Annotated in this window: 33 protein-coding genes and 2 pseudogenes; 16 read left to right on the top strand and 19 right to left on the bottom strand. The window is 37.1% G+C overall.

Going from position 1 to position 24,239, the window contains the following annotated elements:
- Window positions 1-128: 128 nt before the first annotated feature.
- Window positions 129-462, bottom strand: a pseudogene (locus LBYS_RS19990) (integrase core domain-containing protein); the annotation flags it as partial.
- Between the two features lie 108 nt (window positions 463-570).
- Between LBYS_RS19990 and LBYS_RS19865 the strand changes: the two are divergent.
- From LBYS_RS19865 to LBYS_RS18115, 9 genes are all read left to right on the top strand, one after another.
- The gene (locus tag LBYS_RS19865) at window positions 571-837 is read left to right on the top strand and encodes a transposase (RefSeq protein WP_148225860.1); all 267 of its coding nucleotides are present in this window, start codon (window positions 571-573) and stop codon (window positions 835-837) included.
- Window positions 761-1,204 (top strand): IS3 family transposase, encoded by a 444-nt coding sequence (locus LBYS_RS18130; protein WP_049781305.1) that lies wholly within the window; start codon window positions 761-763, stop codon window positions 1,202-1,204. Before LBYS_RS19865 ends, LBYS_RS18130 begins: the two co-directional genes overlap by 77 nt.
- A gap of 55 nt (window positions 1,205-1,259) precedes the next feature.
- Entirely contained in the window at window positions 1,260-1,730 is a 471-nt protein-coding gene (locus LBYS_RS18125; protein WP_049781304.1) for a DDE-type integrase/transposase/recombinase, read from the top strand.
- Window positions 1,731-1,906: 176 nt separating this feature from the next.
- Entirely contained in the window at window positions 1,907-3,112 is a 1,206-nt protein-coding gene (locus LBYS_RS03945; protein ID WP_041823427.1) for an erythromycin esterase family protein, read from the top strand.
- Window positions 3,099-3,947, top strand: coding sequence for an ABC transporter ATP-binding protein (locus tag LBYS_RS03940; RefSeq protein WP_013407603.1), 849 nt, complete (start codon window positions 3,099-3,101; stop codon window positions 3,945-3,947). The genes LBYS_RS03945 and LBYS_RS03940 overlap by 14 nt, the downstream gene beginning before the upstream one ends.
- 1,083 nt (window positions 3,948-5,030) lie before the next feature.
- Window positions 5,031-5,306 (top strand): transposase, encoded by a 276-nt coding sequence (locus tag LBYS_RS19860; RefSeq protein WP_148225859.1) that lies wholly within the window; start codon window positions 5,031-5,033, stop codon window positions 5,304-5,306.
- A 157-nt stretch (window positions 5,307-5,463) separates the two neighbouring features.
- A complete protein-coding gene (locus LBYS_RS18970) occupies window positions 5,464-5,664 on the top strand; it encodes a transposase (RefSeq protein ID WP_148225763.1) in 201 nt (66 codons plus the stop codon).
- A 55-nt stretch (window positions 5,665-5,719) separates the two neighbouring features.
- A complete protein-coding gene (locus LBYS_RS19855) occupies window positions 5,720-6,040 on the top strand; it encodes a DDE-type integrase/transposase/recombinase (RefSeq protein ID WP_083794537.1) in 321 nt (106 codons plus the stop codon).
- The gene (locus LBYS_RS18115; RefSeq protein ID WP_049781302.1) at window positions 5,959-6,186 is read left to right on the top strand and encodes an integrase core domain-containing protein; all 228 of its coding nucleotides are present in this window, start codon (window positions 5,959-5,961) and stop codon (window positions 6,184-6,186) included. Before LBYS_RS19855 ends, LBYS_RS18115 begins: the two co-directional genes overlap by 82 nt.
- Here LBYS_RS18115 and tnpB read toward each other — a convergent pair.
- The 13 genes from tnpB to LBYS_RS03865 all read right to left on the bottom strand — a co-directional run bounded on the left by tnpB (window position 6,183) and on the right by LBYS_RS03865 (window position 15,026).
- On the bottom strand, window positions 6,183-6,476 hold the full coding sequence (tnpB, locus tag LBYS_RS03925) for an IS66 family insertion sequence element accessory protein TnpB (protein WP_013407601.1): 294 nt from the start codon (window positions 6,474-6,476) through the stop codon (window positions 6,183-6,185). The genes LBYS_RS18115 and tnpB overlap by 4 nt on opposite strands.
- A gap of 4 nt (window positions 6,477-6,480) precedes the next feature.
- Window positions 6,481-6,732 carry an IS66 family insertion sequence element accessory protein TnpA gene (gene tnpA / locus LBYS_RS03920; RefSeq protein WP_013407600.1) on the bottom strand — a complete coding sequence of 84 codons (252 nt, stop codon included), beginning with the start codon at window positions 6,730-6,732 and terminating at the stop codon, window positions 6,481-6,483.
- A gap of 198 nt (window positions 6,733-6,930) precedes the next feature.
- Window positions 6,931-7,464: a dihydrofolate reductase family protein gene (locus LBYS_RS03915; protein ID WP_013407599.1), complete on the bottom strand. Its 534-nt coding sequence runs from the start codon at window positions 7,462-7,464 to the stop codon at window positions 6,931-6,933.
- Between the two features lie 72 nt (window positions 7,465-7,536).
- Window positions 7,537-8,271, bottom strand: coding sequence for a helix-turn-helix domain-containing protein (locus LBYS_RS03910; protein WP_013407598.1), 735 nt, complete (start codon window positions 8,269-8,271; stop codon window positions 7,537-7,539).
- Between the two features lie 177 nt (window positions 8,272-8,448).
- The gene (locus LBYS_RS03905; RefSeq protein WP_013407597.1) at window positions 8,449-8,862 is read right to left on the bottom strand and encodes a hypothetical protein; all 414 of its coding nucleotides are present in this window, start codon (window positions 8,860-8,862) and stop codon (window positions 8,449-8,451) included.
- A 798-nt stretch (window positions 8,863-9,660) separates the two neighbouring features.
- Complete coding sequence (locus tag LBYS_RS03900; RefSeq protein WP_013407596.1) at window positions 9,661-10,107, bottom strand: nuclear transport factor 2-like protein; 447 nt, start codon at window positions 10,105-10,107, stop codon at window positions 9,661-9,663.
- 1 nt (window position 10,108) lies between these two features.
- On the bottom strand, window positions 10,109-10,459 hold the full coding sequence (locus LBYS_RS03895; protein ID WP_013407595.1) for a DoxX family protein: 351 nt from the start codon (window positions 10,457-10,459) through the stop codon (window positions 10,109-10,111).
- Window positions 10,460-10,520: 61 nt separating this feature from the next.
- Window positions 10,521-11,276, bottom strand: a complete 756-nt coding sequence (locus LBYS_RS03890) for an SDR family oxidoreductase (RefSeq protein WP_013407594.1) — start codon at window positions 11,274-11,276, stop codon at window positions 10,521-10,523.
- A gap of 85 nt (window positions 11,277-11,361) precedes the next feature.
- Window positions 11,362-11,739 (bottom strand): helix-turn-helix domain-containing protein, encoded by a 378-nt coding sequence (locus LBYS_RS03885; RefSeq protein ID WP_013407593.1) that lies wholly within the window; start codon window positions 11,737-11,739, stop codon window positions 11,362-11,364.
- A gap of 247 nt (window positions 11,740-11,986) precedes the next feature.
- Window positions 11,987-13,198 (bottom strand): ATP-binding protein, encoded by a 1,212-nt coding sequence (locus tag LBYS_RS03880; RefSeq protein WP_013407592.1) that lies wholly within the window; start codon window positions 13,196-13,198, stop codon window positions 11,987-11,989.
- Window positions 13,199-13,412: 214 nt separating this feature from the next.
- Entirely contained in the window at window positions 13,413-13,751 is a 339-nt protein-coding gene (locus LBYS_RS03875) for a GNAT family N-acetyltransferase (protein WP_013407591.1), read from the bottom strand.
- Window positions 13,752-13,758: 7 nt separating this feature from the next.
- A complete protein-coding gene (locus LBYS_RS03870; protein ID WP_148225762.1) occupies window positions 13,759-14,646 on the bottom strand; it encodes a pirin family protein in 888 nt (295 codons plus the stop codon).
- Window positions 14,643-15,026, bottom strand: a complete 384-nt coding sequence (locus LBYS_RS03865; RefSeq protein WP_013407589.1) for a DoxX family protein — start codon at window positions 15,024-15,026, stop codon at window positions 14,643-14,645. Before LBYS_RS03865 ends, LBYS_RS03870 begins: the two co-directional genes overlap by 4 nt.
- Window positions 15,027-15,122: 96 nt before the next feature.
- Here LBYS_RS03865 and LBYS_RS03860 point away from each other — a divergent pair, with 96 nt between their 5' ends.
- From LBYS_RS03860 to LBYS_RS03825, 7 genes and pseudogenes are all read left to right on the top strand, one after another.
- Window positions 15,123-15,470, top strand: a complete 348-nt coding sequence (locus tag LBYS_RS03860; RefSeq protein WP_013407588.1) for a winged helix-turn-helix transcriptional regulator — start codon at window positions 15,123-15,125, stop codon at window positions 15,468-15,470.
- A gap of 197 nt (window positions 15,471-15,667) precedes the next feature.
- Entirely contained in the window at window positions 15,668-16,057 is a 390-nt protein-coding gene (locus tag LBYS_RS03855) for a VOC family protein (RefSeq protein ID WP_013407587.1), read from the top strand.
- 463 nt (window positions 16,058-16,520) lie between these two features.
- Window positions 16,521-17,671, top strand: a pseudogene (locus tag LBYS_RS19850) (IS3 family transposase).
- 309 nt (window positions 17,672-17,980) lie between these two features.
- Window positions 17,981-18,502 carry a Crp/Fnr family transcriptional regulator gene (locus LBYS_RS03840; RefSeq protein ID WP_013407586.1) on the top strand — a complete coding sequence of 174 codons (522 nt, stop codon included), beginning with the start codon at window positions 17,981-17,983 and terminating at the stop codon, window positions 18,500-18,502.
- A 76-nt stretch (window positions 18,503-18,578) separates the two neighbouring features.
- Entirely contained in the window at window positions 18,579-19,169 is a 591-nt protein-coding gene (locus LBYS_RS03835) for an NAD(P)H-dependent oxidoreductase (RefSeq protein WP_013407585.1), read from the top strand.
- Window positions 19,166-19,642, top strand: a complete 477-nt coding sequence (locus LBYS_RS03830; protein ID WP_013407584.1) for a DUF4405 domain-containing protein — start codon at window positions 19,166-19,168, stop codon at window positions 19,640-19,642. The genes LBYS_RS03835 and LBYS_RS03830 overlap by 4 nt, the downstream gene beginning before the upstream one ends.
- Window positions 19,643-19,661: 19 nt before the next feature.
- Window positions 19,662-20,696, top strand: coding sequence for a 2Fe-2S iron-sulfur cluster-binding protein (locus tag LBYS_RS03825; protein WP_013407583.1), 1,035 nt, complete (start codon window positions 19,662-19,664; stop codon window positions 20,694-20,696).
- 51 nt (window positions 20,697-20,747) lie between these two features.
- Here the strand turns inward: LBYS_RS03825 and LBYS_RS03820 are convergent, their stop codons facing one another.
- The 5 genes from LBYS_RS03820 to LBYS_RS03800 form a co-directional block, all read right to left on the bottom strand.
- Window positions 20,748-21,350 (bottom strand): hypothetical protein, encoded by a 603-nt coding sequence (locus tag LBYS_RS03820; RefSeq protein WP_013407582.1) that lies wholly within the window; start codon window positions 21,348-21,350, stop codon window positions 20,748-20,750.
- Window positions 21,331-22,119, bottom strand: coding sequence for a metallophosphoesterase family protein (locus tag LBYS_RS03815; protein WP_013407581.1), 789 nt, complete (start codon window positions 22,117-22,119; stop codon window positions 21,331-21,333). The genes LBYS_RS03820 and LBYS_RS03815 overlap by 20 nt, the downstream gene beginning before the upstream one ends.
- 106 nt (window positions 22,120-22,225) lie before the next feature.
- Window positions 22,226-22,459 carry a hypothetical protein gene (locus LBYS_RS03810; protein ID WP_013407580.1) on the bottom strand — a complete coding sequence of 78 codons (234 nt, stop codon included), beginning with the start codon at window positions 22,457-22,459 and terminating at the stop codon, window positions 22,226-22,228.
- Window positions 22,456-23,043 (bottom strand): lipoprotein signal peptidase, encoded by a 588-nt coding sequence (locus LBYS_RS03805; protein ID WP_013407579.1) that lies wholly within the window; start codon window positions 23,041-23,043, stop codon window positions 22,456-22,458. Before LBYS_RS03805 ends, LBYS_RS03810 begins: the two co-directional genes overlap by 4 nt.
- Window positions 23,040-24,230, bottom strand: a complete 1,191-nt coding sequence (locus tag LBYS_RS03800; RefSeq protein ID WP_013407578.1) for a proline dehydrogenase family protein — start codon at window positions 24,228-24,230, stop codon at window positions 23,040-23,042. Before LBYS_RS03800 ends, LBYS_RS03805 begins: the two co-directional genes overlap by 4 nt.
- Between the last annotated feature and the right edge of the window lie 9 nt (window positions 24,231-24,239).

Below are 24,239 nucleotides of genomic sequence, written 5' to 3'. Positions count from 1 at the left end.
AAGTGAATGAAAAAGGTAGATTGGCATTGGGATAATAGTTGAAAGTGTAGCACTATTATGTGTAAGCTCTCCATCTTAGTACAGTCTTAAAAGAGACAAAATACATAATATGACCTCCTCCCAGTTGTTCAGACAGTTTTAATTTGAGTTTCAGGGTTATTTTGATGTAAGTTAATAAATTCCTGCGGTGATAAATCACTTAAGGAACTATGAGGACGAAAATAATTATACTCCCATTTCCAATCATCGATTTTCTCTCTGGCGTCATCTAAAGATAAAAACCAATGTACGGATAAGCATTCATCTCTAAACTTGCCGTTAAATGATCGCTCCGGCGACCCGGTCTACGTAAGGATTATCTGTAGGCTTTCCTGGTCTGGAAAAGTCTAGGGTTATACCATTTTCATATGCCCACTTGTCTACATCCTTGGATATAAATTCGCACCCATTGTCACATTGAATACGCTCCTGACTACATTTTTCTATTAAACAAATATGCTGTAATTCAGAGGCTACATCATGGCCTTTGAGTGATTCAAATGAAGTACTCCCGATTTTCGGGACAGCCGAATATGTAATAACTTAGAGGTTGATATAAGAAGAGAACGACGTAGATTTTCGGCTGATTTCAAAGCCAAGGTAGCCTTAGAGGCCATCAAAGAACGAAGTACAGTACTTCAGATTTCCAGTAAATTTAAAATCTCGCCGGCACAGGTGACAAAATGGAAGCACGAATTCTTAGATCGAGCCACAACGGTTTTTGAGAAAGAGGTTCCGGATCAGAGAAAAAGGAGCAAGAACTTTACTCCAAAAGTGGGGAGCTACAGGTGCAGGTAGACTATTTAAAAAAAGTCTTGGGGAAATGAGTGTATATCAAAAGCGGATGCTGATTACGCCTTCTTACCGGCAACTTGCTGTTAATAAGGAGTGTCCTTTACTGGAACTACCCCGAAGCAACTATTTTTATAAGTCTCAGGGGGAGAACCTTCTTAATCAGTTCATTATGAACAAAATTGATAATAAGTTTACGGAATGCCCTTTTTACGGGGTAGAACGTATGACCGATTATATCAATTATAGGTATGGACTAGGAGTAAATGTAAAACGTATTCGTCGGCTGTATAAATTGATGGCTCTGGATACATTGATGCACAAACCCGGATTAAACGAAAGATGCATTCATTTTCCCCTATTTACTCAATAACCTGACCATAGACAGGCCCAATCAGGTGTGGCAAGCTGATATAACCTAAGTAGCTATGCAAAGTGGCTTTATGCGGGCGGCGTTCCGCTATAAATTTGCAATCATTGATGTTCATTCTCGTAATATTCTAGGCTGGGGAACTTCTAACACAATGAGCGTATCCTGGATGATTGAGGTACTTGAATCGAGTATACGAGAATACGGGAAACCCGAAATATTCAACTCGGACCAGGGAAGCCAATTTACCAGTCTAAAGTTCGTCAGCTTGCTCAAAAATCACAAAATAAAACCATATATGGACGGAGAAGGGAGGACTCTGGACAACGTTTTAATCGAGCGATATTGGAGGAGTTATAAGTACGAATATCTCTTCCTGAATCCTCCAAAAGATGCATGGGAATTATTCTCTGAAACGGAAAAATATGTGAAATTTTATAACAAAGAAAGAAGGCATGAGGCTCTTGAACGCCTTACTACTCCCAATGAAGTATATTTTAACTATAGAAAACTACCAAATGTTTCTTAATTTTGAATAAGTGCTGTCCAAGATATGGGGAGTACTACAGTCTAGGGGTCTAGGACGTAAGATTTTCCTTCTTAAAACAGAGGTTCGAATCCTCTATGGGCTACTATTAAAAACATAAACTAAGAATATATCCCATAATAATTAAAATGTATCTTATTCGGTATTTGCTTAAACTGTTGGTTTTACTAATTGCTAGTAATGCCATTCTTTATATAATAAATAGAACCACATCAACCAAATCAACTCCAAACTATGATATAGAAAGTATTTTTACCAAGGGGATAGAAGAAATCGATATTGATACATTTTGTGCTAAAGTGGCTGAAGAAATAAGAGATAAACCGATTTTACTCTTAGGTGAACAGCAGCATACTGATGGGGCAACTCTCCTAGTTAAATCCAAAATAGTTGACCTGCTAAGAAGAAAGTATAATTACGAAATCGTCTTAATGGAAGGTTCATTTTTTTACAATAACCTACTTCGAGATAAAATATTAAATAACAACTCTGTCAATGCGAATGACTGGGATAGGGCCTTGTATACATATTGGGGTCTGTCTGACCAAACCGGTCTTTTGCGGCAGACAATTTCAAATCAAAAACTGGACTTTCGTGGATTTGACTATAATTATTTGACACATTCTAATCTTACAGGTTTATCAAAATATATTAAGGGATATTTCGGTGTAGATTCTCTGGCAAATTATGCATTTATGTATGAAATTCTAGAAAAGGGGTTGGGGCCTCTTTATCTTTTTAATTCTCCTTATTACAGAGACAGGCAAGACACATGCCTGAACCAAATTAAACGGCTTACTAATATAATTAAAGATAAGGATTCTCTTGATGTCCAGGATAAAACCATGCTGTTAACTCTAGAAAATTTGCATGATTTCTTTTATGCTAATATTTATGTACCGAATTATGGTAATGATAGAAATATGTTCCGGGATTCCATTATGTTTAAAAATGTAAGTTATATACTGAATAATTTTATAGAAGAAGATAAAAAAGTAATTATTTGGGCAGCCAATGCCCACCAGATGTATGAACCATTAGATAATGGCTATCTACCTATGGGGTATCGACTTAAAAATAAATTTAAAGACAAGGTTTATAGTGTTCTATTTACTTCTGGCGTTGGGAAAAATAATCGTGCCGATAGAGTTAGAAGTATCAACCCAAGCTCATTAAAAAGTATAGAGCATATTTTACACAAACAAAATAAGAACTTTATTTATAGTACGTTTAAAGATGACCGTGAAATCATAATGAAGTTTTTGGGTCATCAAAATATCTCTTTTCACTGGCAGAAGGCAATGGATAGTTTTATATATGTTGACAAAATGACCCCAATAACTTTTCAAAATAATTCATATTAATAATTTATCCTTTTATTATAAGAAGTCATCTGATGGTGTAAAAAATGTTACACTAGACTTCTCCAAAGGTAAGATCACCGGAGTGATCGGAGCCAATGGGTCTGGAAAATCGACACTATTTAAGCTGATAAGTGGTTATATCGATGTATTACCAGGGAAAATATTTCTGGAAGATATAGATATTACTTTTGACCCGATATTAAGCAAGTCTAAAGTTTCGATCTGTTTTGATTCGCCGTCAGTTTTAAAGCCTCTGACGGTAAACGAAAACATGGAGTATTACAATCTACTCTTTAAAAAGCCCGCTGAAACCATTTCTGACATTCTTGAAGAGCTTAATCTTACCAACTTTAAGAACTACCCAGCGAGGAAGCTTTCGTTTGGTTTAACTCAAAGGTTAAATATAGCCACCATGCTTTTGCGGGATACAGAGACTTTAATTTTTGATGAACCTCTAAATGGTTTGGATCCGCAGAGTATCACCATACTCCGCGAGTTATTTTTACGGTACAAAGAAAAGGGAAAAACACTTATTGTTTCGGCCCATTTGCTTGCAGAGATAGAGAAAATTACAGATGTAGTAGTTATTCTCAAAGAAGGCCGTGTAGTTTTTAATGAAGTTAATCCGTCGAAAGCTCACAATATGTTTTTCTTGGCAGAATGTGAAAATACGTCATTGAACAAAATATATCTGAATAACATCGGGCCGTATTCTGAAAGCACTCGAAAACTTAGAATCTGTACCCGGGATATTGAAGGTTTAGAAGGGATGAAGGTAGTTTCACAAACGCAACAGATTGAAGACATATATAACTTTTTATACCAATATGATTAAGTTTCAAGATCTATTCAGGGCGGAGCAATATAAATTTAAAATAAGCCCCTCCTGTATATTTGCGGTAGTTATACCTGTTTTAATTACTAGCTATGTTTTCTATAGATCATGGTCATTGATAATTTCTTCTCCAGGTAATGGTAATGACCCCTGGCAACTAATTTTTGGATTTTCATTAAGCGCTTTCTCATTAACTCCATTTTTCTATACTTTATTTTCTATTTATATAGTACAGGATAACTTGAACAGGGACTTCACAAATAATCTTTATGACCTGACGTTTACTTTTCCTTTATACAAGAGTAGTTTTTATTTGGCCAAAATATGCTTTTTGGGCTTGATAATTTCTATTTCTATCGGTCTACTATATCTCTTATTGGTATTGGGCGTAAACATTTCTGAATTATTTATGAAACAGAACAAGTTTTATGATTATTCCGATACTGATTTTTGGGTATTTAGCTATGGATTTTTTCGCTTGTTACTGTATTCATGGGTTATCCTATTGATTCAATTGGTTGTAAACCGGTTTAGTAGAAATCCGGTAATAAATATAATTGTGCCGATGTTATTTAGCATAATGGCCTTATTTATGTATAATAAACCCAAATTCGAGCTTTTCCCCTATTGCTATATATATAATATAGGCGATTCTGTAGATGTGCTTGGCGTTATAACAGATTATCATATAGATGTTCTAGCAATTCTGACTATTCTTTTATCTTCATTTTTATATGTGAGAGGCCATAAATTGATTAAAGGAAAAACTACTTAATTATAGTAGGATAGTAAAGAAAAAAGGGAACTATAATAGCACAATGAAAATGCTACCATCTAACAGCCCATTTTCTGTGCTTATTTTCTTCTTTAGAAGATAAATTTCTTGACCCCTTCTTCTCTTTTCACAGCAAAAGTATCATTTGTCCTAGAGCTGTCAAGCCTCGTTTTCTGCTAAAGTCCTGAAAACTCCACCCTTTGGGTCGTTTTCAGGGCTTTGACTTGCCATTACTCCTCTCAAACTTTTACAGTAGCATAAAAAGAAAGAATGTTTAATGAAGTACTCCCGATTTTCGGGACAGCCGAATAAGTAATAACTTAGAGGTTGATATAAAAAGAGAACGACGTAGATTTTCGGCTGATTTCAAAGCCAAGGTAGCCTTAGAGGCCATCAAAGAACGAAGTACAGTACTTCAGATTTCCAGTAAATTTAAAATCTCGCCGGCACAGGTGACAAAATGGAAGCACGAATTCTTAGAGCGAGCCATAACGGTTTTTGAGAAAGAGGTTCCGGATCAGAGAAAAAGGAGCAAGAACTTTACTCCAAAATCAGGGAGCTTCAGGTGCAGGTTGACTTTTTAAAAAAAGTCTTGGGGAAATGAGTGTATATCAAAAGCGGATGCTGATTACACCATCTTATCGGAAACTTCCTGTCAGTAAGCAGTGTGCTTTACTGGAACTACCGCGAAGTAGCTATTATTTTAAGCCTCGGGGCGAGAACCTTCCTAATCAGTTTATTATGAACAAAATTGATAATAAGTTGACGGAATGCCCTTTTTACGGGGGAGAACGTATGACCGATTATATCAATTATAGGTATGGACTAGGAGTAAATGTAAAACGTATCCGCCGGCTGTATATATTGATGGCTCTGGATACATTGATGCTTAAGCACGGATTAAGCGAAAGATGCATTCCTTTTCCCCTATTTACTCAATAACCTGACCATAGACAGGCCCAACCAGGTGTGGTAAGCTGATATAACCTAAGTAGCTATGCAAAGTGGCTTTATGCGGGCGGCGCTCCGGTACAAGTTTGCTATAATAGATGTATACTCCCGCAAAATCTTGGGCTGGGGGACTACCAACACCATGAACGTAACCTGTATGATGGAGGTACTTGAATCAGCTATCCGAAAATACGGAAAACCTGAAATTTTCAACTCGGATCAAGGTAGCCAGTTCACCAGTCTAAAGTTCGTCAGCTTGCTCAAAAAGCACAAAATAAACAGTCTATGGACGGAAAAGGGAGGGCTCTGGACAACGTTTTCATCGAGCGATATTGGAGGAGTTACAAGTACGAATATCTCTTCCTGAATCCTCCAAAAGATGCATGGGAATTATTCTCTGAAACGGAAAAATATGTGAAATTTTATAACAAAGAAAGAAGGCATGAGGCTCTTGAACGCCTTACTCCTAACGAAGTATATTTTAACTATAGAAAACTACCAAATGTTTCTTAATATTGAATAAATGCTGTCCAAGATATGGGGAGTACTTCTCCTTTTTTAAGTGCAGATCTACCAAAAGTACCCTGCTCCAATCGTTTGTAGTAGAGCACAAAGCCGCCTCGCTCCCAGTGTAGCAGTTTGATGTGGGTACGGCTACGGTTCAGGAAAACGAACACTTCGCCGCTGGTAGGCTGGCGTTGCATCACCGAAACAACCAATCCACAAAGCCCATCGAATGATTTTCGCATATCGCAATGGCCATCATATAAATAAAAACGGTGCCAAGAACCTAATGAAAACATGGTGCTACAATCGGATAAGCTGCGATATCAGAGAAAAATCGCGCGGTACTTTCAGCCTCACCCCTGTAGGATAGATAATCTCTATTTGTTCCCCTTTCACAGCTGATCCGGAGGGCATAAAACCTCTGCTACCGGCTTCCTGTTCCTTGGACTTGGCGACCCAGTAACGCAAGGTCGAAACGTTGATCCCGTGCAATAGGCCAAATGCTTTTTGGGGCAATCCGCTCACTTTCCAATCCTCAACCAGCGAAAGCATCCTCTCTCTTTTTAATTCTGTGCTCATGACACAAAGATCCGCCTCCAATTCAGAATAAGCAATATGCACTTGGTAGGGCGCATACTGCTAAATTACAAAAAAGGGAAATAAAAATGGCTTATGGGGTAATAGAATTACTGTCGTTGAATTTTGCACTTAACCCGCTCTTTTGCAAAACCGATGTTAGCGGTTCGTTGTTTATCTTTTTCGTATGTAATGCAGTTGCATTAACCCTGTTTCAAATGTTTTTGCTTGAACAAATTCAAGTGTTTGTTCGGGTCTTCCGTCTTTAAAAAGTCGTGTTCCATTGCCTAATAGAACAGGTATAACCGAAATTATAAATTCGTCTATTAAATCGTGTTTCAAAAGTTCATTTATTACTTCTGCACCACCATCACAATAGATATTTTTTCCTTTTTCAGATTTTAGTTGTTTGACCAATTCAGATAAGTTTCCTGTGTAAAAAGTTGTTCTGCCTACCTTTGGTCTTTGATTTCTTGTAATGACATAAACATCTCTTTGTCCGTTGTCGTAGTGAGAAGAACCGATTTCGTTAAGAACATAATCGTAGGTTCTCCTGCCAATAATTAACGTGTCTATTGTGTTTGTAAACGCTGCATAACCGTAGTCTTCTCCTTCTTTTTCAACGAGTTTTAAAAAACTAAGGTCGTCATTAGGTTTTGCAATGTAGCCGTCTAAACTTGTTGCAATAAAAAGTGATATTTTTCGCATTTGCTTAAATTTATTAAGTTTCTGCAAAGTTACCTTTAAGAAAACATTGGTACTTTGTAAAAATGCGACATTTTAAAGTTGCGATGGCAAAAGTCCTGTGTTTCGTTTGATTTCGTTGGTAAGATGTGAATGGTCATAATAGCCACATTCAAAAGCAATATCTAACAAGCTACGATTGTCATTTGAATTTTTGATTGTATTCAAAGCATTCTGAAAGCGAATAATATTTGAATATTCTTTTGGGGATAAGCCAATGAGCCTTTTAAAATTTCTCTCTAATTGTCTTACAGTTGTGAAATTTCGTTTTGACAGTTCGTAAATGCTTATTTGTCCGTTTGTTGAGTGTATATCATTAATAACCGATTGTAATGGATTGTGTTTGCTATTTATTCTTTCGGAAAAAAAATGGTTAAAATAATCGAACGGGGCTTTGAGGGTTTTATCAATATTAAAGGAATTAGATTTTTCAAACTCAATAGTGTCGTTGGTCAATTCATTTTGTGAAGTATAGCTATAAAAATTTGCAAAAGTTGCAGGTTTTAGACACACACCTATTAGATGTGTATCGTTATCAATAAAGCTGTCTTTAAATGAAGTCATTGCACCAACAACATATGTTTTCCCAAATTCCATTTTAGTCATACCGTTGTCAGTCAAGCAAGTATCTCCCAAATTCATTACAATACCTGCACAACCATCTGGAAAAACCCTTTCCCATTGCGTCCCACGTTCGTTTCCTTTTAGCTCCCAATAGAAATGAATAAAGGGTTCTAATTCTCTGTAAGGCTTAACTTTTTCGTACTTCATCGGTTTCTACGGTGTTGTTCGTTACAATGACCGCTAACGTTTTGGCGCTTGGCGCCAGTGGTGGAAATTGAAGCGAAAAGTTTCAATTTAGCGACACAGTAAGCAAAAGCCGAAACTCTAATTTTTAGCCTTAACCCGCCATTATGCCAAAGGCAATGGCGGCAGCTGCCGTTAGATTCATTCTATTTTGTTCATCACAGCATTCCAAGTGTTAATTAATTTTTCTCCATCGTACAATGAACCATTCGCATAACAAATATCATCTAATCTTTTTATGATTTCAAAACCATTTAAGTTTGTTCCTTCAATCGTGAATTTTGAGTAAATGAGATTTCTATCAACATTGAATATTCCTTTCTGAATACCAAGTTCTGGATTTAAAGATTCGAAATGATATTCATAATTAGAAACTATCCTAATTTTGAAGTTGTTTACTCGTTTCATTCCTCCAAAAACAGCCCAACTATCGTTTCTAATTTCTTGTTTTTTTACAATGATGTTTGATTCTCCTGTTGCTTTTGATATTATTCCGTCAGGTGATACAAATTCTGATTCTGTTTTCCATTTTGCGGTTTCTGATAGCAAGTGCATCTTATTTATTTTACATTAATGATAATCTTTCATATCTATTTATTAGCTCCTCCGCATTTTTTATTTTTACTATGTATATTTTGTCGATTTTCATATTATTTATTTAATTTTCCGTTTCCGAGCGTTGGCAGTAATCGTGTTAATTGTCTGTCCTTTCGTTCACAAGATACTATCAGACCTGAATTACTGTACCACGACAACAAAAGTTGATTAACGCTACAATACTTTCAAGTTCCACTTCCGCTTGTAAACCGTACTTACGGGGACAGTCATTCAGTGTTTAATTTTACTCCGTCAATGGTCGCACTGTCGCTTCATACGGTTGCTGCCAACGGGCCGCGTGTATGTGTCAGTGGCGGAGATAGAGGCACATACTTTTCGGTTAGGCACAAAGTTAGTTAAATGCGATGACTTTGATTTAAGCACCTAAACCACCATTTTGCAAAACCCTTGTGCTTGTTGCACAACTAAAAAATAAATAAAAAAAGTTTGGTTTGGGGCATGCTAAGCGACAATGTTTTTGAGCCTGAGCTTGGTAAAGCGGCGGAGTAGTAAAGTCGAACCCGTTTTAGGTACGCTGATCAACTACCACAATATGCGAAGGGGATCCATTTTTCACGAAAAACCGACCTTCATCGACTGAGTTTCAGCCTGAATTACCCAGTCAATTTCCCACCTAAAAATTTTATTGTCATAAAAAAACAGCTCCGTAATGAAGCTGTATTAAGGTCAATATTTTTATTTTTGAGATTTTTAGGGAGTTGTTCAACGGTTACCGATGTTGGCGGAAGTCCTTTTTTAATATCGCATTCTCCAACTAGTTATCAGTCCGTTCTCAACGGTGAACAAAAAGTTGGCTTTGTTTGTGTAACCACGACTTGAATATTGTCCTTTTACAACCACTTCATTTTCACTAATTACGGTAAACTCAGGATTTGCTACTTTTCCTTGACGCTCAATGATGTCACTTTCTATCCATTTTTTGGTTTCTGCAGCTGTTTTCATTATTCCATCAGCTCCATACGCTTGGGTTGCTGTTTCTGAAAATTGAGCTCTGATTAGTTCGGCATTTTCTGCTTTCATAGCTTCAATCAAAGTTTTTACAGGTTTTAATATCGTTTCGTCTTGCATTTGTTTTGAATTTAAAGTGTTATTTTCATTTTTTATACTATTATTTACCTGACCACACGCTGTAAGTGCAGATGAAATAAACAGTGAGATTAAAAATAATTTGTAATAAGCCATCTTAATTATTTTTTAAAGGATGTTGTAAATAGATAATTACTAAGTTGAGTACCAAAAAAGGTATTTCTGTGGCTACACCTTTTAGGTCTTTGTTCAATAATTGAAGACAGATAATCATCAATATTCCAGCTGCCATCAGGAAATTTCCCCATACGAAAGTTTTGGGAAATAATATCAAAACCGAAGCTAGTAATGTTACTGCTCCATTGATGACAACAGCATTTTTACTAAAATCCCATTTGCCGAACATTTCCAACATTTCGGGTTTAGCAGTAAGCATATTCCAACCGTGTTTCGTTCCCATAAACACGGCAAAAAGGATTAGAACGGAGTTTATTATTTTTAGTATCATCGTCTTTGGTTTAAAGAAAAAGGTAAACAACAAAGTCATTTACCTTTCAATAATTTTTCAATTATCTCGTTGTGTAACCACCGTTTGCAAAAATGGTTTGTCCAGTAATCCACCAACCGTCAGTTACCAAAAATTCTACCAACGGAGCGATGTCTTTAATATCGGTCAATCCGCCTAAATCAGAAGCTTGTTTATGATAAGCTACGGCATCATCACTTTCTTGTCCATAAAAGAATGGTGTATCCATTGGTCCAGGAGCAACAGCTGTTACAGAAATTCCACGAGAACCAAACTCTTTAGAAGCTGCTCTTGTAAAATGTTCTACCGGAGCTTTTGCACCTGCATATGTAGAATAATATCCTGTAAATGCGGCCAATAGTGAAGTAACAATCGTGTTGATTTTTCCGTTATCGTTCAGTTTTTTTCCTGCTTCCTGAATAAAGAAATACGCCACTTTTGCATTGATGTCGCTCATAATGTCATATTCTTCTTCGGTTGTATCTACGAAAGGTTTTTTTAGCACTTTACCTACGGTATTGATTGCAATATCAACACCTCCGAATTTTTCGATGGTAGCATCAAATAGTTTAGTAATATTTTTTACATCCGTTAAATCTGCTTGAAACAAAAATACTTCTCCACCAGCATTCGTAATGTCAGCTAAAGTTTTTTCGGCATCCGCTTTTGTGCTATTACTGTTGTAATGAATCGCTACTTTTGCTCCCTTGCTTGCAAAATCACGGCTCAATAACCCTCCTAAATTTTTTGCACCACCTGCAATAAGAACCACTTTTCCTTTTAAATCGTTTCTTGCCATTTTATTTGATTTTAAATGTGTTAAAAATTATAAGACAAAAGTGGCAAGACTTTGTATTTAATTCGTGGTGAACTTTTCGGAATTGTTATTTTTTGTTTTCTTTTCTGAATTGCCCTGGAGTTTGACCAATAAATTTTTTGAAGAATTTTGAAAAGTTGGAGGGATCATAAGTGAGTATCTTAGCAATCTCTGCAATAGATTTATCTGTTTCGGAAAGCATTCTTTTGGCTTCATCGAGAATTTTAAGGTCATAATAATGACAAGGATGATTTCCTGTTTCTTTTTGTAGAATGTCTGTCAAATGCTTGTGCGACAGAAATAACTCTCTTGCAATTTGGTTAATTTCCATAAAGTCATCAACCTTTCCTGAAATTACATCTAAAATATGTTTGTCCAAAAACTGAAAGTAGTTTTCCGTAATTTCTTTGCTTCGGCTTAATATGTCTCGTTCTGTTTGTTCCATTTACTCTAATCAAAAAATGATACAAAGTTGTGACTTTCTGAAAAACTCTTTATGGTGAACTTTTCGGTTTTTCTTTCAAGATGTGAGTTCAGTAGGATTTCTGATAACGTTTTGGGGCTTTGCGAGGGAGCGGACTAAAAAAGTCCGAACTTTCAATTAAACACCTAATTTCAAAGATATGAAAAAACTTGAAATAAGACCTTAGCCCGAAATCTTGTAAACCCCTTTTTAACTGTTCGTCTTTATTTTATGGGTTTAATAGCCAATCAATTGCGTTTATTTGTTTTATTCCGTTATGTGTTCCTGATTCGTAATCCATTGTGATGAGAATTTTCTCATTATGGTCGGGAATTTTGTCAAACGGTGCTAATTCACGAGCAAGAGTTATTGCATTTTGTACAGTTTGAGAAACTTGAATGTATTGTGTGTAACCTTCATTATTCCGTACTACAAAATCTACTTCTAAATTGTCGGTTTTTCCTATCCAAATTTGGTGATTTCTACGTTTTAGTTCAAGATAAATTACATTTTCGAGTAAATGACCTGCATCGGAAACCAATTCTTTTCCAAGTAAAGCATTACGAAAACCTAAATCTACTAAATAGTATTTTTCTTGAGTTGCTAAATGTTGTTTTCCTTTAATGTCATAACGATTTACTTTGTAAAACAAATATGCCTCAACAAGTGTATTAATGTATTTTGATACGGTTTTATTGTCGATTTTTTTCTTATTTGCACTTAAAACTTTGGCAATATTTCCAGCTGAAACATTAGACCCAACCGAATCAATAAGAAAATCAACTACTTCCTGATAGGATTCTTCTGCATAAATCGTATGTCGTTTAGAAATGTCATTTTCATAAATGTTTTTAAAAACAGTTTGCAAATATTCATTTGCAAAATTATTTCCAGCTTGTGATAGCCGTACTGCTTCCGGAAAACCTCCTGTTCGCACATATTCAGCAAATGCTCTATCAGGATTTGCCGTTTTTTCTGTAAACTCTAAATAATCAGCAAACGAAAAAGGCAAAACATTGATTTCATAAGCTCTGCCTGTTAGCAAAGTTGCTAATTCGCTCGACAATAAAAAAGCATTTGAACCTGTTACATATAAATCAATATTTGGGTGAACATACAAACCCTCCAAAAGTTTTTCAAACTCGGGAACATTTTGAACTTCGTCTATAAAAACATAATTGGTTTCGTTTTTTTTGATGTGCTGAATAATGTAATCGTAAATTTCTTTCCAATTTTTTTCTGCCAAAATTCGAAATTCAGGCATATCCATATTGATTGCCAAAACTGAAACATTTGGGTTTTCAGCACGTAACAAATCTTGAAATTGCATCATTAAAGTTGATTTTCCACAACGCCTAACGCCTGTGGCGACCTTAATTAAGTTTTTGTCTTTCAGTACTGAAAGCGTGTTTAAATAGTTTTTGCGTATAATGGTCTTCATACGACAAAGATATGTAAAATTCCTAAAACTTATTGTTTTTTATGGGTTTTAGGAATTTAATCTATGTATTTATCTGTCAGATTGTAAATCCACCTAAAATTTTATTGTCATAAAAAAACAGCTCCGTAACGAAGCTGTATAGAGGTCAATATTTTTAGTTTTTGAGATTTTTAGGGAGTTGTGCAACGGTTACCTTTGTTAGCAGTAGGTGTTTTTAGTCAAGTCTAATCTTTGAGTTTGTCGTTATTTCTTGTTCTTGCAAATAATCGTCAGCTAAAAGATGTTTTAGTTCGGGATGCCGGGCAAAGGTTTTGACCACAAACGGACATAGTGGATAAATTTTTGTTTTCCTTTCTTCCGCAAACTCCACCAATCTGTTGAAAAGCGGAATACCCAATTTTTGGTCTTTAAATTCTTCGTAAACCCGTGTACCATTGGCAAGCAGGTTGCCGTTGTCCAACCATTTGTATTGAATCCACCCTGCTTCCATTTCGTTGCCTAAGATAACAAAGAATCTCCCTTCTTTGCCATCGTCATATTGTTTGAAATTCATTTTATTTTTAATTGATAATAGATTTCCTCGTTTCTGAAAAGGAAGTGATTTTTTGTTCACTTGGCAAATCGTTCAAATGCGGAAATTTTCCCTGACGAAAATCTCGATACATCTGTGCGATGTCTTCCATGGTGTCTGCTACAAATGGTCCGTGATGAACCACAGGAACATTATGAGGCTGTCCGGCATACAACACAAAATGGGTGTCGTTTTCCAATGCTTCAAATTGTATTTCGGTATCGCCTTCTTCAGTCGCTTTATCAAGCCACCCCGCTTGTTCGGCTTTGATGATTTTGTCTCCTGCTTTCACACTGCCTTTTAATACATATACCAAACCATTATAGTGCGATGGAATTTCCTGTGATACCACAGCTCGGTTGTCTAACCTGAAGTCCACCAAAGTAAATGGCGTTTGGTTTTTTAATGGCGAAATCAATCCGTTACTGCTTCCGCTATACACACGAATTTCGTATGTATTGGTTTTAATTTTGGGTACGTCTTCCAATAGCATTCTTTGTAAGAAAGGTTGAGCGTATCGCTTTTCGGGCGGCAGTACCAACCACACTTGCAGCATACGAAGTTTTTGTTTGGAAGTGATTTCTTCGGTGTGGATAATGCCTTTTCCGGCGGTCATTAGTTCAAAACTTCCCGTTTTCCAATCTTTTTCATTGCCTTCCAAAACCAAGCTCAAGGTTTCAAACCCAGCGTGTGGATGTGCTCCTCCTACGGGTTCTCCACCAGGAAGGTTTAGGCTGTCGTCCATAAACAAAATAAAAGGATCACTGTCTTTGTAAGATACACCGTCCAATACCGCCATTGCACGATGTCCTGTTCCCAAGAAACCATTATGCCAATGGTTTTGGGTTATTTTTGAAATGTTTCTGCGTATCATCATTGTTGTACTTTTTTAGTTTGAAAAATCCTTTGCTTCAGTTCGGGGAAACGAATAAACGCCGTAATCCAAAGCAGCATTTGAAAAATAACCGCCATTGCTATCGGTTGTTGATGTTGCAAATGTGTGACAATAGCTCCACCCAAATAGGCTATTAACAACAATGTCCCTAAAATTCCTGTTCTCGGAATAATGAAGAGTATCAGCGAGAAGATTTCAATAATGCCGAGGAACTGATAAGTGGTGGTATCAATCCCGAACGAAGAAGCTTGAGCCAAAGCTGTTTCGTTTTGCGTAAGTTTCATAAAGGCACTCATTGTGAATATTAGTCCTAAAATGATGGTCAATGCCCATCCTGTGATTTTGATTGTTTTTTGTGACATAATTTTAATTTTTAAATTCTGATGCAAAATTCAGAATAAATACTATACCTTTGTTATCTGTTACAAAAAGGATAGTACTTACAAAAAGAATAGTGTATGGCAAAACACACGGTAGAAAGTTGCTCAAAAGCCAAAATGGCTATCAGAGATACGTTAGATGTAGTAGGTGGAAAATGGAAGCTGGTATTGATTTCGGTTTTACGAAGCGGGAAAAAAGGGTTTAATGAGTTGTCAAGAGAAGCAGGGATTTCTCCACGCATTTTATCGAAAGAATTACAGGAATTGGAAATGAATGGATTAGTGAGTAGAACAGTCTGCGATACCAAACCGATTACGGTTCAGTATGAATTAACTGATTACAGCCAAACGCTGAATGAGGTTTTATTGGCAATGGAAAAATGGGGATTTCAACACAGGAACAAAATTGTTCAAGGGGTTGAGTAATTGATTTTGTCATATGTGGAATTGAACATATTCGACTACTGAAATTAGACTCATACACTGAAGAATGGCATCTTATTGAGTACAACTGGATTGAACCCAAAAACGAATATGCCTATCAAAGGCTTTATGATAAAGCAATCTTACAGTATTCCTTACTGTAGGTTTTCGAAATCTTATTATCTTTAATTTTTATTTTTATGAGAAATTATTTAGGTAGAATAGTTCTCTTGGTAGAGGATTATGAGAAATCAGCCAATTTCTATGAAAAAAACTTTGGCTTTACGCGATTTTTTGATGTTATTACAGATGGAGGACAACGATTCCTTCATATTGGTAGCAAACCATCTGATTCTTTAGGTATTTGGTTCTTGAAAGCTGATACAAAAAAGCAAAGAGAACGTGTAGGTAATCAAACCGCCGAACAACCTACGATGGTGATTTATACAGAAGAACTAGAAACTCTCCATGAGCGACTTAAAAATAACAACGTAAGGTTAAAAACTGAGGTTATTAAAACTCCAGAATATAGCTTTTTTCATTGTTTCGATTTGGATGGAAATGAAATTATTGTGACGGAATTACAGTAATTATTCTTTGTTGCAAAGAGTGCTTAGAACAAAATACTACCCATCTCTACCTACAAGTTTGAAAACTACTTCTAACAATAATTAGTATCAATCGATAGCGAGATGGGATAGTTTAATATGTAGGTAGCGTCAATGCATTGCTTTATCTATGAAGATGTGATAAAACCTGTAATTGAACAGTATATCATCGACGATTGGTAAAACGACGCAGCAGTACAGTCGAACCCGTTTTACGCACATTGATTAATCACCACAATATGCGAAGGGGATACATTTTTCACGAAAAATCGACCTTCATCGACTCAGTTTTAGCCTGAATTAGCCAATCAATTTTCCACCTAAAATTTTATCGTCATAAAAAAACAGCTCCGTAATGAAGCTGTATTGAGGTCAATATGTAACCCTCCCCAAAAATAGGACAAGTTAAAACGCAACACTAAAGGTTTAACATTAACTTGTAACAATGAAAAAGAGTAAGCACTCAGAACATCAGATTGTGAAAGTACTCGGAGAGTACGAGAACGGTCGTAAGGTAGAAGACATCTGCCGGGAATTAAATATTCACAAAGCCACTTTCCATAACTGGAAGAAGAAGTATTCAGGGATGAGTGGGACGGATCTGGCAGAACTAAAATCTCTTCAACAGGAGAATGCCAGATTAAAGAAGATGTATGCTGATCTAGCCCTGGATCATGCCGTTCTCAAGGACGTACTATCAAAAAAGTTTTAGGGCCTTTTGAAAAGCGAGTGGTGGTGAATTATATCGTAAACGAGTATGGCATGAGCATTCAAAAGGCCTGTAAGATCATGGATTTAAGTCGTTCCGTTTATTACTATTCTTCTGTAAAAGACGATACAGAAGTAAGAGGAAAGCTACTAGGTCTAGCCGAAAATCATCCGAAGGAGGGTCAGGATAAGATGTATCAAAGGATACGGAATCAGGGCCTTAAATGGAATTACAAGCGTGTCCGCAGGATTTACCTTCTATTGGGTCTAAACCTTCGTCAAAAGACTCGCAAGAGGCTTCCTGCACGTGTTAAAGTACCGTTGATTCAGCCGGAAGGTATCAATCATACCTGGAGCATGGACTTCATGCATGATGTTCTTGGCAATGGCCGGAAGATCAGAATTTTGAATATCATCGATGATTATAACCGGGAAGCTCTGGCCGTAGAGGCTCATTTCAGTATACAGTCGAACATGGTAGTTCAAAGTCTGGAGGATCTAATCGCATATAGAGGTAAGCCTACCCAAATCAGAGTTGATAACGGCCCTGAATTTATTGCAAATGTGTTGGCTGACTGGTGTAGAGAGAATGACATCAGACTCCTTTATATCCAGCCCGGAAAGCCCTTTCAGAATGGATAACGTTTTAACCGAACTTTTAGAGCATCTATACTGGACGCTTATGTGTTTGAAAATATCCTTCAGGTCAGAATCCTGGCAGAAGAATTTATGAAGGATTATAATACCCAAAGACCGCATGAATCGCTAGGAGGATTCACCCCGGAAAAGTTTAAAAATTTGAGCACTTCATTTCCAGCAGGGGGAGCTAGCTCCCCCTGCTGGAAGAACAATAAATCAATATCTTTGTTTAATTATACTATGTCCTAAAAAGGGGAGGGTTACAGAAAGATTAAATTCAGAAAAACATTCTAGTGTTCTGATCTTTCTATGGCAGTACTTCTAGTTTCAATGTTCTTGCTTTTTGACTTCTGGGGCCATTTCAAACAATGCTCATTTAGATGGAGGGGCAAAGAATTTGAGGAAGGAATAAAACCTTTGCTCTAATCAGGTGTCAACGTCTAAAATTCTTAAGAAAGGGTGATCACAGCTTTGTAATCATGACTTCAGAATAGTATAAACGTATAGAACGGATTTTTAGAATTAGGTTTATTTTTGAAACATATTCCACTCTGTATCATGAAGACCAACTGGCAAATATTCCAACCTTATTTCAAACCTCTAGAGGTTCCTGCTAAGACCATTTTACTAGAGGAAGGCAAAGTATCTAAAACCATGTATTTCATAGAAAAGGGATGCCTTAGAACCTGGGTAAATCACGATGGGAAAGAGATTACTACCCATTTCTTCTTTGAAGGTGATAGTGTATCCTCTATGGAAAGTTTTCGAACTAACCGCCCAAGTCTTTACAGCATTGAAAGCATTGAACCCACTTTCCTACAAACCCTTACCCAACATGATTTTCAAATCATTCTGGACAATTCTCCGGAATTAAAAAAGGCCTTGGAGGAACATTTGTTCAGGCGTTTATTTGAATCGCAGCAAATGGCCTTTTCCTACCTGAAGAATAATCCAAAGAAACGCTATGATGAGTTGCTTGAAAGGCATCCTCACATCGTTCAACGTGTTCCACAGCATTACATTGCTTCATATCTGGGAATCACCTCCGTATCTCTAAGCAGAATACGAAATCGTAGATAGCATTTATTAACAATTGTTATCGTTCCCGCCCAAGGTCATATCTCAATTTTGTGCTGTAATCAAACAGCATTAAAAAATGAGAGTTGTTATCGTATTTAATCATCCTTATGACAAAAGCTATTGCAATGCCATTCTAGAGTCTGTCCAGAAAGGGCTTTTGCGGGGAGGACATGAAGTAGATACTATCCACCTAGACCAAGACGGTTTCAATCCTGCTATGACTGCTGCTGATCTGCAAGCTTTCGTACAACACCGGGCCGTTGATCCTTTGGTAATCAACTACCAAAAGCGTATTGAAGTAGCAGATCATCTTATCTTCATCTTTCCCATTTGGTGGGATATTATGCCAGCTTCCACTAAGGGCTTAATTGACCGGGTACTTTCCCCGGGATTCGCCTACGACCATCATCCCAGAGGTTATGGATTAGTCCCGCTATTAGAAAACCTGAAGGGGATCACTGTAATATCAACCATGAATAAGCCCAGAATCATGTACTCCCTTTGGATAGGAAACCTAATAGAAAAGGTGATGATTAAAAGTGCTTTCAAAGCCATGGGCTATAAAAAAACAGAATGGATAAGCTTCACTTCCGTGAAACGTGTAAGCCACGAAAAAAGGGTGAAGTGGCTAAATGATTTGGAAACCAAATTCAAGAAACTAAGATGAAACCAAATAGAAATTATGTAACACCCTTCATCTCCTTAATCTTTTTGGTTGTAGGAATATCAGGGCTTCTGATGCTCTTTCACTGGTTTGATGGTTATACGGAAGTTGTACATGAAATCTTAGGTCTGTTCTTCATAGTATGTGCTATCTTCCATGTAATACTTAATTGGAATGCACTTAGAACCCATTTCAATAAGCAAGTTTTTCTCCCAGCATTATTTGGCGTTTTGGTGATATCTGCTGTTTTAGTGGTGTCTGAAAGGATGTACCCTCCAGTAGATTTGCAAATCATGGATCGCATAGTAAAAGCTCCAGTTCGAGATGCCTTTAAAGCTTTGTCTATAGACTACTTACTAGCAGAACAAAGATTGAAAGAACGTGGAGTAGATATAGGTGTTGCGGTTCATCTTGAGGATCTCTGGTTAAAAACCGGAGAAGACCCAGAAGCCATTATTGATCTTCTATTAAAATAAATTAAACCTGGACAGCAAGATGGAAGCTAAAATTCAATTGAAAATTAAGGAAATATGCAGGGAAACCCCTGATGCTGTGACCCTTCATTTTGAACCCACTAAAGAAGCTCTACCGTACTTCTCCGGCCAATTCCTAACTTTAATCGCCTGCATTGACGGAAGAGAAGTGAGAAGGGCCTATTCTTTGTCGTCTTCACCTTATGTGGAAAAACATTTGTCTGTCACCATAAAGCGGGTTCCTGGGGGTAAAATGTCCAATTATCTAATAGAACAAGTTCGTTGTGGCGATACTCTTGAGGCTCTAGCTCCGGCAGGTAATTTCTTTCTGAAACGGAGCTATATTGGTAGAAACCTACTTTTAATAGGGGCAGGAAGCGGTATTACTCCCCTATTTTCCATGATAAAAACCGTTTTAACCCAGGAAGCACGTTCGCAAGTTGCATTAATCTATGTAAACAGTTCAAGGGAAGAAACCATTTTCTTGGAACCTTTAACCCATTTGGCTTACCAGTACAGTTCTAGATTCAAGATTAGACATTATTGGAGCGATGGGAGAAAAGGTTTTTGGTCAAAGTTCTTCAAGAATTCACATCGCCTTAATCCGGAACGATTAAAAGAAATACTCCGCGAAGTAGGCATAATGCCTGAGACGGCGTTCTACCTTTGCGGACCACAAGGACTTATGAAGATGGCTTCGTCCACTATTGCAGGGTTGGGATTTAGCAAAGATAAAATACATCAAGAACTATTCTTTGCACCATCTACGATAAAGAATGATTCAACATACAATATCACAATTAAATTGAAGGGTGTGGAGCATGTTGTGAAGGTCAAGCCTGGTAGTTCTATCCTTAATGCGGGATTAGAAGCGGGTCTTGATCTACCTTATTCCTGCCAGTCCGGAAGTTGCAATACCTGTGCAGCGAAATGTACCTCAGGTGATGTCAGTATGACTGGTACAGAAGGATTGTCTGAAAAACAGCTAAGAGAAGGTTATGTGATGACTTGCGTGGGGTATCCCAGTTCAGAAGAGGTGTGCATAGAGTACTACTGAAAGAACAAAGTTTAGCCATTACCTATTACCGTAGGTAATTATCCTAGTTGTTCAGAATCTCTTCCATTGCAACTTTACACCTAAGGCTAGTCCTAGATAGTTCCTTTTACGTAAATATGTATTTTGTATTCGACTAATAAGGTAAAGATCTGAAGTATGAATATCATAGAAAAAACGGATACTTTCCAGATCTTTACTTTTCAAATGATAGGCCAACTCCTGTCCGGCAAAGATATTTAATCGCAGCTTGGTGGAAAAAGTATAGTATTTGCTAGGGTACTTCTCAGGGGTACTCATCCAAAACTCCTTCCCTATGGTGGTGTTCACGAACGCACCCGTACGTAAAGGGTACAAGCTCAAGTGATTTCCTAAGTGCAGATTAAAAGGTTTGTACGTTTGCCGAAAGTTAATGGTGTATTTCACTTTCTCCGAGTCAAACTTAGGGACATATCCCAATAGAACTTCACTATCCCATCGTTTATGCTTTCCATAATTGAAGCCCGGACCTACAGCAGCCGCCCCCATTGCACCGGCAAACTGACCCGTCAAGTGAGATGGTACAACCTTAAAAGTAGTCTTTTTCAAATCTTGTGCATGAGCCATACCTACACAGAATATTCCTAAAACTACGGTCTTAAAACGTAACCAGTTCATGCGTATAATCAGTAGGTGTAATGGTGAATTTCAAGTATTGCCGCTTGCCGACGTTCGGCACCCCATAATAGATCTTACCGTCATTAAAAAGATCATTCACTAGGTATTGGTGCTCGTGGCCATAATTGGCATATAAGAAGCCGGAGAATTTATTCATTTCCGACTGGAAGATATCGGAGACATTATTATTGAACTGCTCTGAAGTGGGTTTTGCATGCATGGAAACCACCATTTTCTTGTAATTTCCTTTATCTCTTTCAGAACGTATAAATTCAAAATCGGGAATTGGTCGGTTATAATCGTTCTCAAGCGCATTTGTATTCAAACACAGGAATTTGGTATCACCTGCCATGAAGCTAAAGTTAGTAGGGCCAAATACTTGTTCAAATACTTCTTCACCGTTTGCTAAGCAGTCATGATTCCCTATTAGGACCACATATGGCACATCTAGACCTTCCAATATATCTCTTTGCCATAAGAACTCCTTTGTCAATCCAAAGTCAGTCAAATCTCCTCCATGGATTACAAAGTCAACCTTCTCAAAGGTATTGATATGTTTTACTGCCGATTCTAATTCGTCATACCATCTTTGAGAATCTGATAAAAAGATATACGTCAAAGTATCTTTGACCTTGGTATTCTCCTCAATTTTTTGTATATTTCTATTATTAATATTCTCCGGCCCAGTAATTCTACCGGAATAAGGATGCACTTCAAACACGTTACATGCTTGTAAGGCCAGTAGCCCTAAGATCCATAGCTTCTTCATTTGCAACCTAATTGGTATACTAAATAATGTTATAACAAATGAATAAGTTCCAAAACAAAAAAAAACGGCATACCCTGCCGTTTTCCCTTAGTTATATTGAGAAGGATTATTTCACTATACAATAGCCCACTAATGTCGCTGCAAGCAGTACGATAAGTGTCAAATTCTGCCATTTCTTAGTATCTTCCTTACGGAAGACATAAATCATGCCGAGTAGAGCTAAACCGGTACTAGTAATTTGTACGATCTTTTGAATCTTGATAACCGGGATATTATAAGATAGATACAAAGCAAAAAAGACTAAAAATCCTATCGCTAATTTGATATTGGAGCTTTTCATTTATTTCCCAGTTCAGTAAATTTCTTTTGAAAGATTAAAATTGCCACAACCCCACAAAAAATGCAAGCATCTGCAAAATTAAATATTGGAGTCAAGAAATATGTTCCTCCTAGTCTTGGAACCCATTCTGGCCAGAATCCATCTAACCAATTAAAGTAGAACATGTCAATCACCTCTCCATGAAACCAAGGTGTTTCTGCCCAATCCGGAGAATTTCCCGGTAAAAGAACTCCATAGAACACACTATCAATCAAGTTACCAATAGCACCAGCCAAGATAGCTGCCAAGGCCCAAAGGATAGGATTGTGGCTATGTGTAAAGGACTTCTTGATTAAGAAATATCCTATAGCTATCATGGCCACAATACGGAAAAAGGTAAGAGCCACTTTTCCATAACTTCCACCTAATTCCATCCCAAAAGCCATTCCCGGATTAGTAACATAGTGCAACTTAAACACACCCGGTATCAAATCTATGGATCCGTTATGGTTAGGTACCACAGAATAATACATCCATAACTTCAAAGCCTGATCCACTAACAGGAGGAATAAAACAAAGAGTATATACTTAACTACTGGTTTCATGCGCTTCTTCTTTGTCTTTCCTTTTTAATCAATAGAAACTCCCTACTGCTTTGTCCGGCTATAGAAGTGTTTTCATCAGCTCTTCTGAACAAATACGGCATAACCGCTTCAATAGGTCCGTAAGGTACATACTTAGCTACATTATATCCTGCAGAAGCCAAGTTGAAAGAGATATTATCGCTCATCCCTAATAATTGAGCGAAATAAACTCTAGGGTCATTCTGTGAAATATTTTTTTCTTCCAATAATTTGGTAGCCAAAATACAACTTTCTTCATTATGCGTTCCTAGACAAACAGAGATATGGTCAATATTTGACAAACTTAATCTCACAGCTTTGTTGTATTCATCATCCGAAGCTTCTTTACTTGGATTGATAGGGTCAGCATAGCCTTTTTCCTCTGCTCTCTTCCTCTCTTTTTCCATATAGGCTCCTCTAACAATTTTGGCACCTACTGTAAAGCCAGCCTCTTTAGCGGCTTCCAAATGAGAACTAAGAATACCATAGGAAGCCGTACGGTACATTTGATACGTATTGTAGATGATGGTTTTTTCTGGAGTATTATACTTCTTCATTTCCTCCAAAGTCAATTCATCAATGATATCCTGAATCCAAGTTTCTTCAGCATCAACTAGCAGTCGGACACCTTTATCAGCAGCAGCTTTACATAGCCCTTGAAAACGTTTCACTATTCTCTGGTATGCTGCCAGTTTTTCTCTGTCTAAACAAGACATTCCAAACTCCTGCACTTCTGTTAACAATTCCCGAGATCCAATTCCTGTAACTTTGAAAACAGAAAAAGGAATTTTATCAGGATTTAAGCTGGCCATTTCTATGGTTTTCAACAACTCAATCTTAGTATCGTCAAAGCTTTTTTCATCATCTTCACCTTCTACACTGTAGTCCAAAATAGTACCTACTTTGTATTGATGAAGCTTGTCAATGGTCTTCTCGCACTCCTTAATGTCTTCTCCCCCACAAAATAATTGGAATATTGTCTTTTTAATTATGAATTTTATGGGTAATCCAACCTTCAAAAAACACTTAATCAAAAAAGTGCCTATATTTACCAGCCAATTTTGGTTCATGGCCATAAATATATAATAGTTGAGATCGAGCTGGTTTTTAGACTGGTTCTTGAAAGCTATTTCCGTATCTGAGAAATCAATACGCTGTTTAGGTGCCATATAACGATA

It is taken from the genome of Leadbetterella byssophila DSM 17132 (genome assembly GCF_000166395.1).
GTDB lineage: Bacteria > Bacteroidota > Bacteroidia > Cytophagales > Spirosomataceae > Leadbetterella > Leadbetterella byssophila.
Note: the sequence above shows the minus strand (reverse complement) of the source record. Positions and strands in the feature narration are given on the sequence as shown.

Excerpts from the sequence above, each read along its gene's own strand:
- LBYS_RS18125 (WP_049781304.1), top strand. The coding sequence starts at position 1,260 with ATGCAAAGTGGCTTTATGCGGGCGGCGTTCCGCTATAAATTTGCAATC.
- LBYS_RS18970 (WP_148225763.1), top strand. The coding sequence starts at position 5,464 with ATGAACAAAATTGATAATAAGTTGACGGAATGCCCTTTTTACGGGGGA.
- LBYS_RS19855 (WP_083794537.1), top strand. The coding sequence starts at position 5,720 with ATGCAAAGTGGCTTTATGCGGGCGGCGCTCCGGTACAAGTTTGCTATA.
- LBYS_RS18115 (WP_049781302.1), top strand. The coding sequence starts at position 5,959 with ATGGACGGAAAAGGGAGGGCTCTGGACAACGTTTTCATCGAGCGATAT.
- tnpB (WP_013407601.1), bottom strand. The coding sequence starts at position 6,476 with ATGTTTTCATTAGGTTCTTGGCACCGTTTTTATTTATATGATGGCCAT.
- tnpA (WP_013407600.1), bottom strand. The coding sequence starts at position 6,732 with ATGCTTTCGCTGGTTGAGGATTGGAAAGTGAGCGGATTGCCCCAAAAA.
- LBYS_RS03915 (WP_013407599.1), bottom strand. The coding sequence starts at position 7,464 with ATGCGAAAAATATCACTTTTTATTGCAACAAGTTTAGACGGCTACATT.
- LBYS_RS03910 (WP_013407598.1), bottom strand. The coding sequence starts at position 8,271 with ATGAAGTACGAAAAAGTTAAGCCTTACAGAGAATTAGAACCCTTTATT.
- LBYS_RS03905 (WP_013407597.1), bottom strand. The coding sequence starts at position 8,862 with ATGCACTTGCTATCAGAAACCGCAAAATGGAAAACAGAATCAGAATTT.
- LBYS_RS03900 (WP_013407596.1), bottom strand. The coding sequence starts at position 10,107 with ATGGCTTATTACAAATTATTTTTAATCTCACTGTTTATTTCATCTGCA.
- LBYS_RS03895 (WP_013407595.1), bottom strand. The coding sequence starts at position 10,459 with ATGATACTAAAAATAATAAACTCCGTTCTAATCCTTTTTGCCGTGTTT.
- LBYS_RS03890 (WP_013407594.1), bottom strand. The coding sequence starts at position 11,276 with ATGGCAAGAAACGATTTAAAAGGAAAAGTGGTTCTTATTGCAGGTGGT.
- LBYS_RS03885 (WP_013407593.1), bottom strand. The coding sequence starts at position 11,739 with ATGGAACAAACAGAACGAGACATATTAAGCCGAAGCAAAGAAATTACG.
- LBYS_RS03880 (WP_013407592.1), bottom strand. The coding sequence starts at position 13,198 with ATGAAGACCATTATACGCAAAAACTATTTAAACACGCTTTCAGTACTG.
- LBYS_RS03875 (WP_013407591.1), bottom strand. The coding sequence starts at position 13,751 with ATGAATTTCAAACAATATGACGATGGCAAAGAAGGGAGATTCTTTGTT.
- LBYS_RS03870 (WP_148225762.1), bottom strand. The coding sequence starts at position 14,646 with ATGATGATACGCAGAAACATTTCAAAAATAACCCAAAACCATTGGCAT.
- LBYS_RS03865 (WP_013407589.1), bottom strand. The coding sequence starts at position 15,026 with ATGTCACAAAAAACAATCAAAATCACAGGATGGGCATTGACCATCATT.
- LBYS_RS03860 (WP_013407588.1), top strand. The coding sequence starts at position 15,123 with ATGGCAAAACACACGGTAGAAAGTTGCTCAAAAGCCAAAATGGCTATC.
- LBYS_RS03855 (WP_013407587.1), top strand. The coding sequence starts at position 15,668 with ATGAGAAATTATTTAGGTAGAATAGTTCTCTTGGTAGAGGATTATGAG.
- LBYS_RS03840 (WP_013407586.1), top strand. The coding sequence starts at position 17,981 with ATGAAGACCAACTGGCAAATATTCCAACCTTATTTCAAACCTCTAGAG.
- LBYS_RS03835 (WP_013407585.1), top strand. The coding sequence starts at position 18,579 with ATGAGAGTTGTTATCGTATTTAATCATCCTTATGACAAAAGCTATTGC.
- LBYS_RS03830 (WP_013407584.1), top strand. The coding sequence starts at position 19,166 with ATGAAACCAAATAGAAATTATGTAACACCCTTCATCTCCTTAATCTTT.
- LBYS_RS03825 (WP_013407583.1), top strand. The coding sequence starts at position 19,662 with ATGGAAGCTAAAATTCAATTGAAAATTAAGGAAATATGCAGGGAAACC.
- LBYS_RS03820 (WP_013407582.1), bottom strand. The coding sequence starts at position 21,350 with ATGAACTGGTTACGTTTTAAGACCGTAGTTTTAGGAATATTCTGTGTA.
- LBYS_RS03815 (WP_013407581.1), bottom strand. The coding sequence starts at position 22,119 with ATGAAGAAGCTATGGATCTTAGGGCTACTGGCCTTACAAGCATGTAAC.
- LBYS_RS03810 (WP_013407580.1), bottom strand. The coding sequence starts at position 22,459 with ATGAAAAGCTCCAATATCAAATTAGCGATAGGATTTTTAGTCTTTTTT.
- LBYS_RS03805 (WP_013407579.1), bottom strand. The coding sequence starts at position 23,043 with ATGAAACCAGTAGTTAAGTATATACTCTTTGTTTTATTCCTCCTGTTA.
- LBYS_RS03800 (WP_013407578.1), bottom strand. The coding sequence starts at position 24,230 with ATGGCACCTAAACAGCGTATTGATTTCTCAGATACGGAAATAGCTTTC.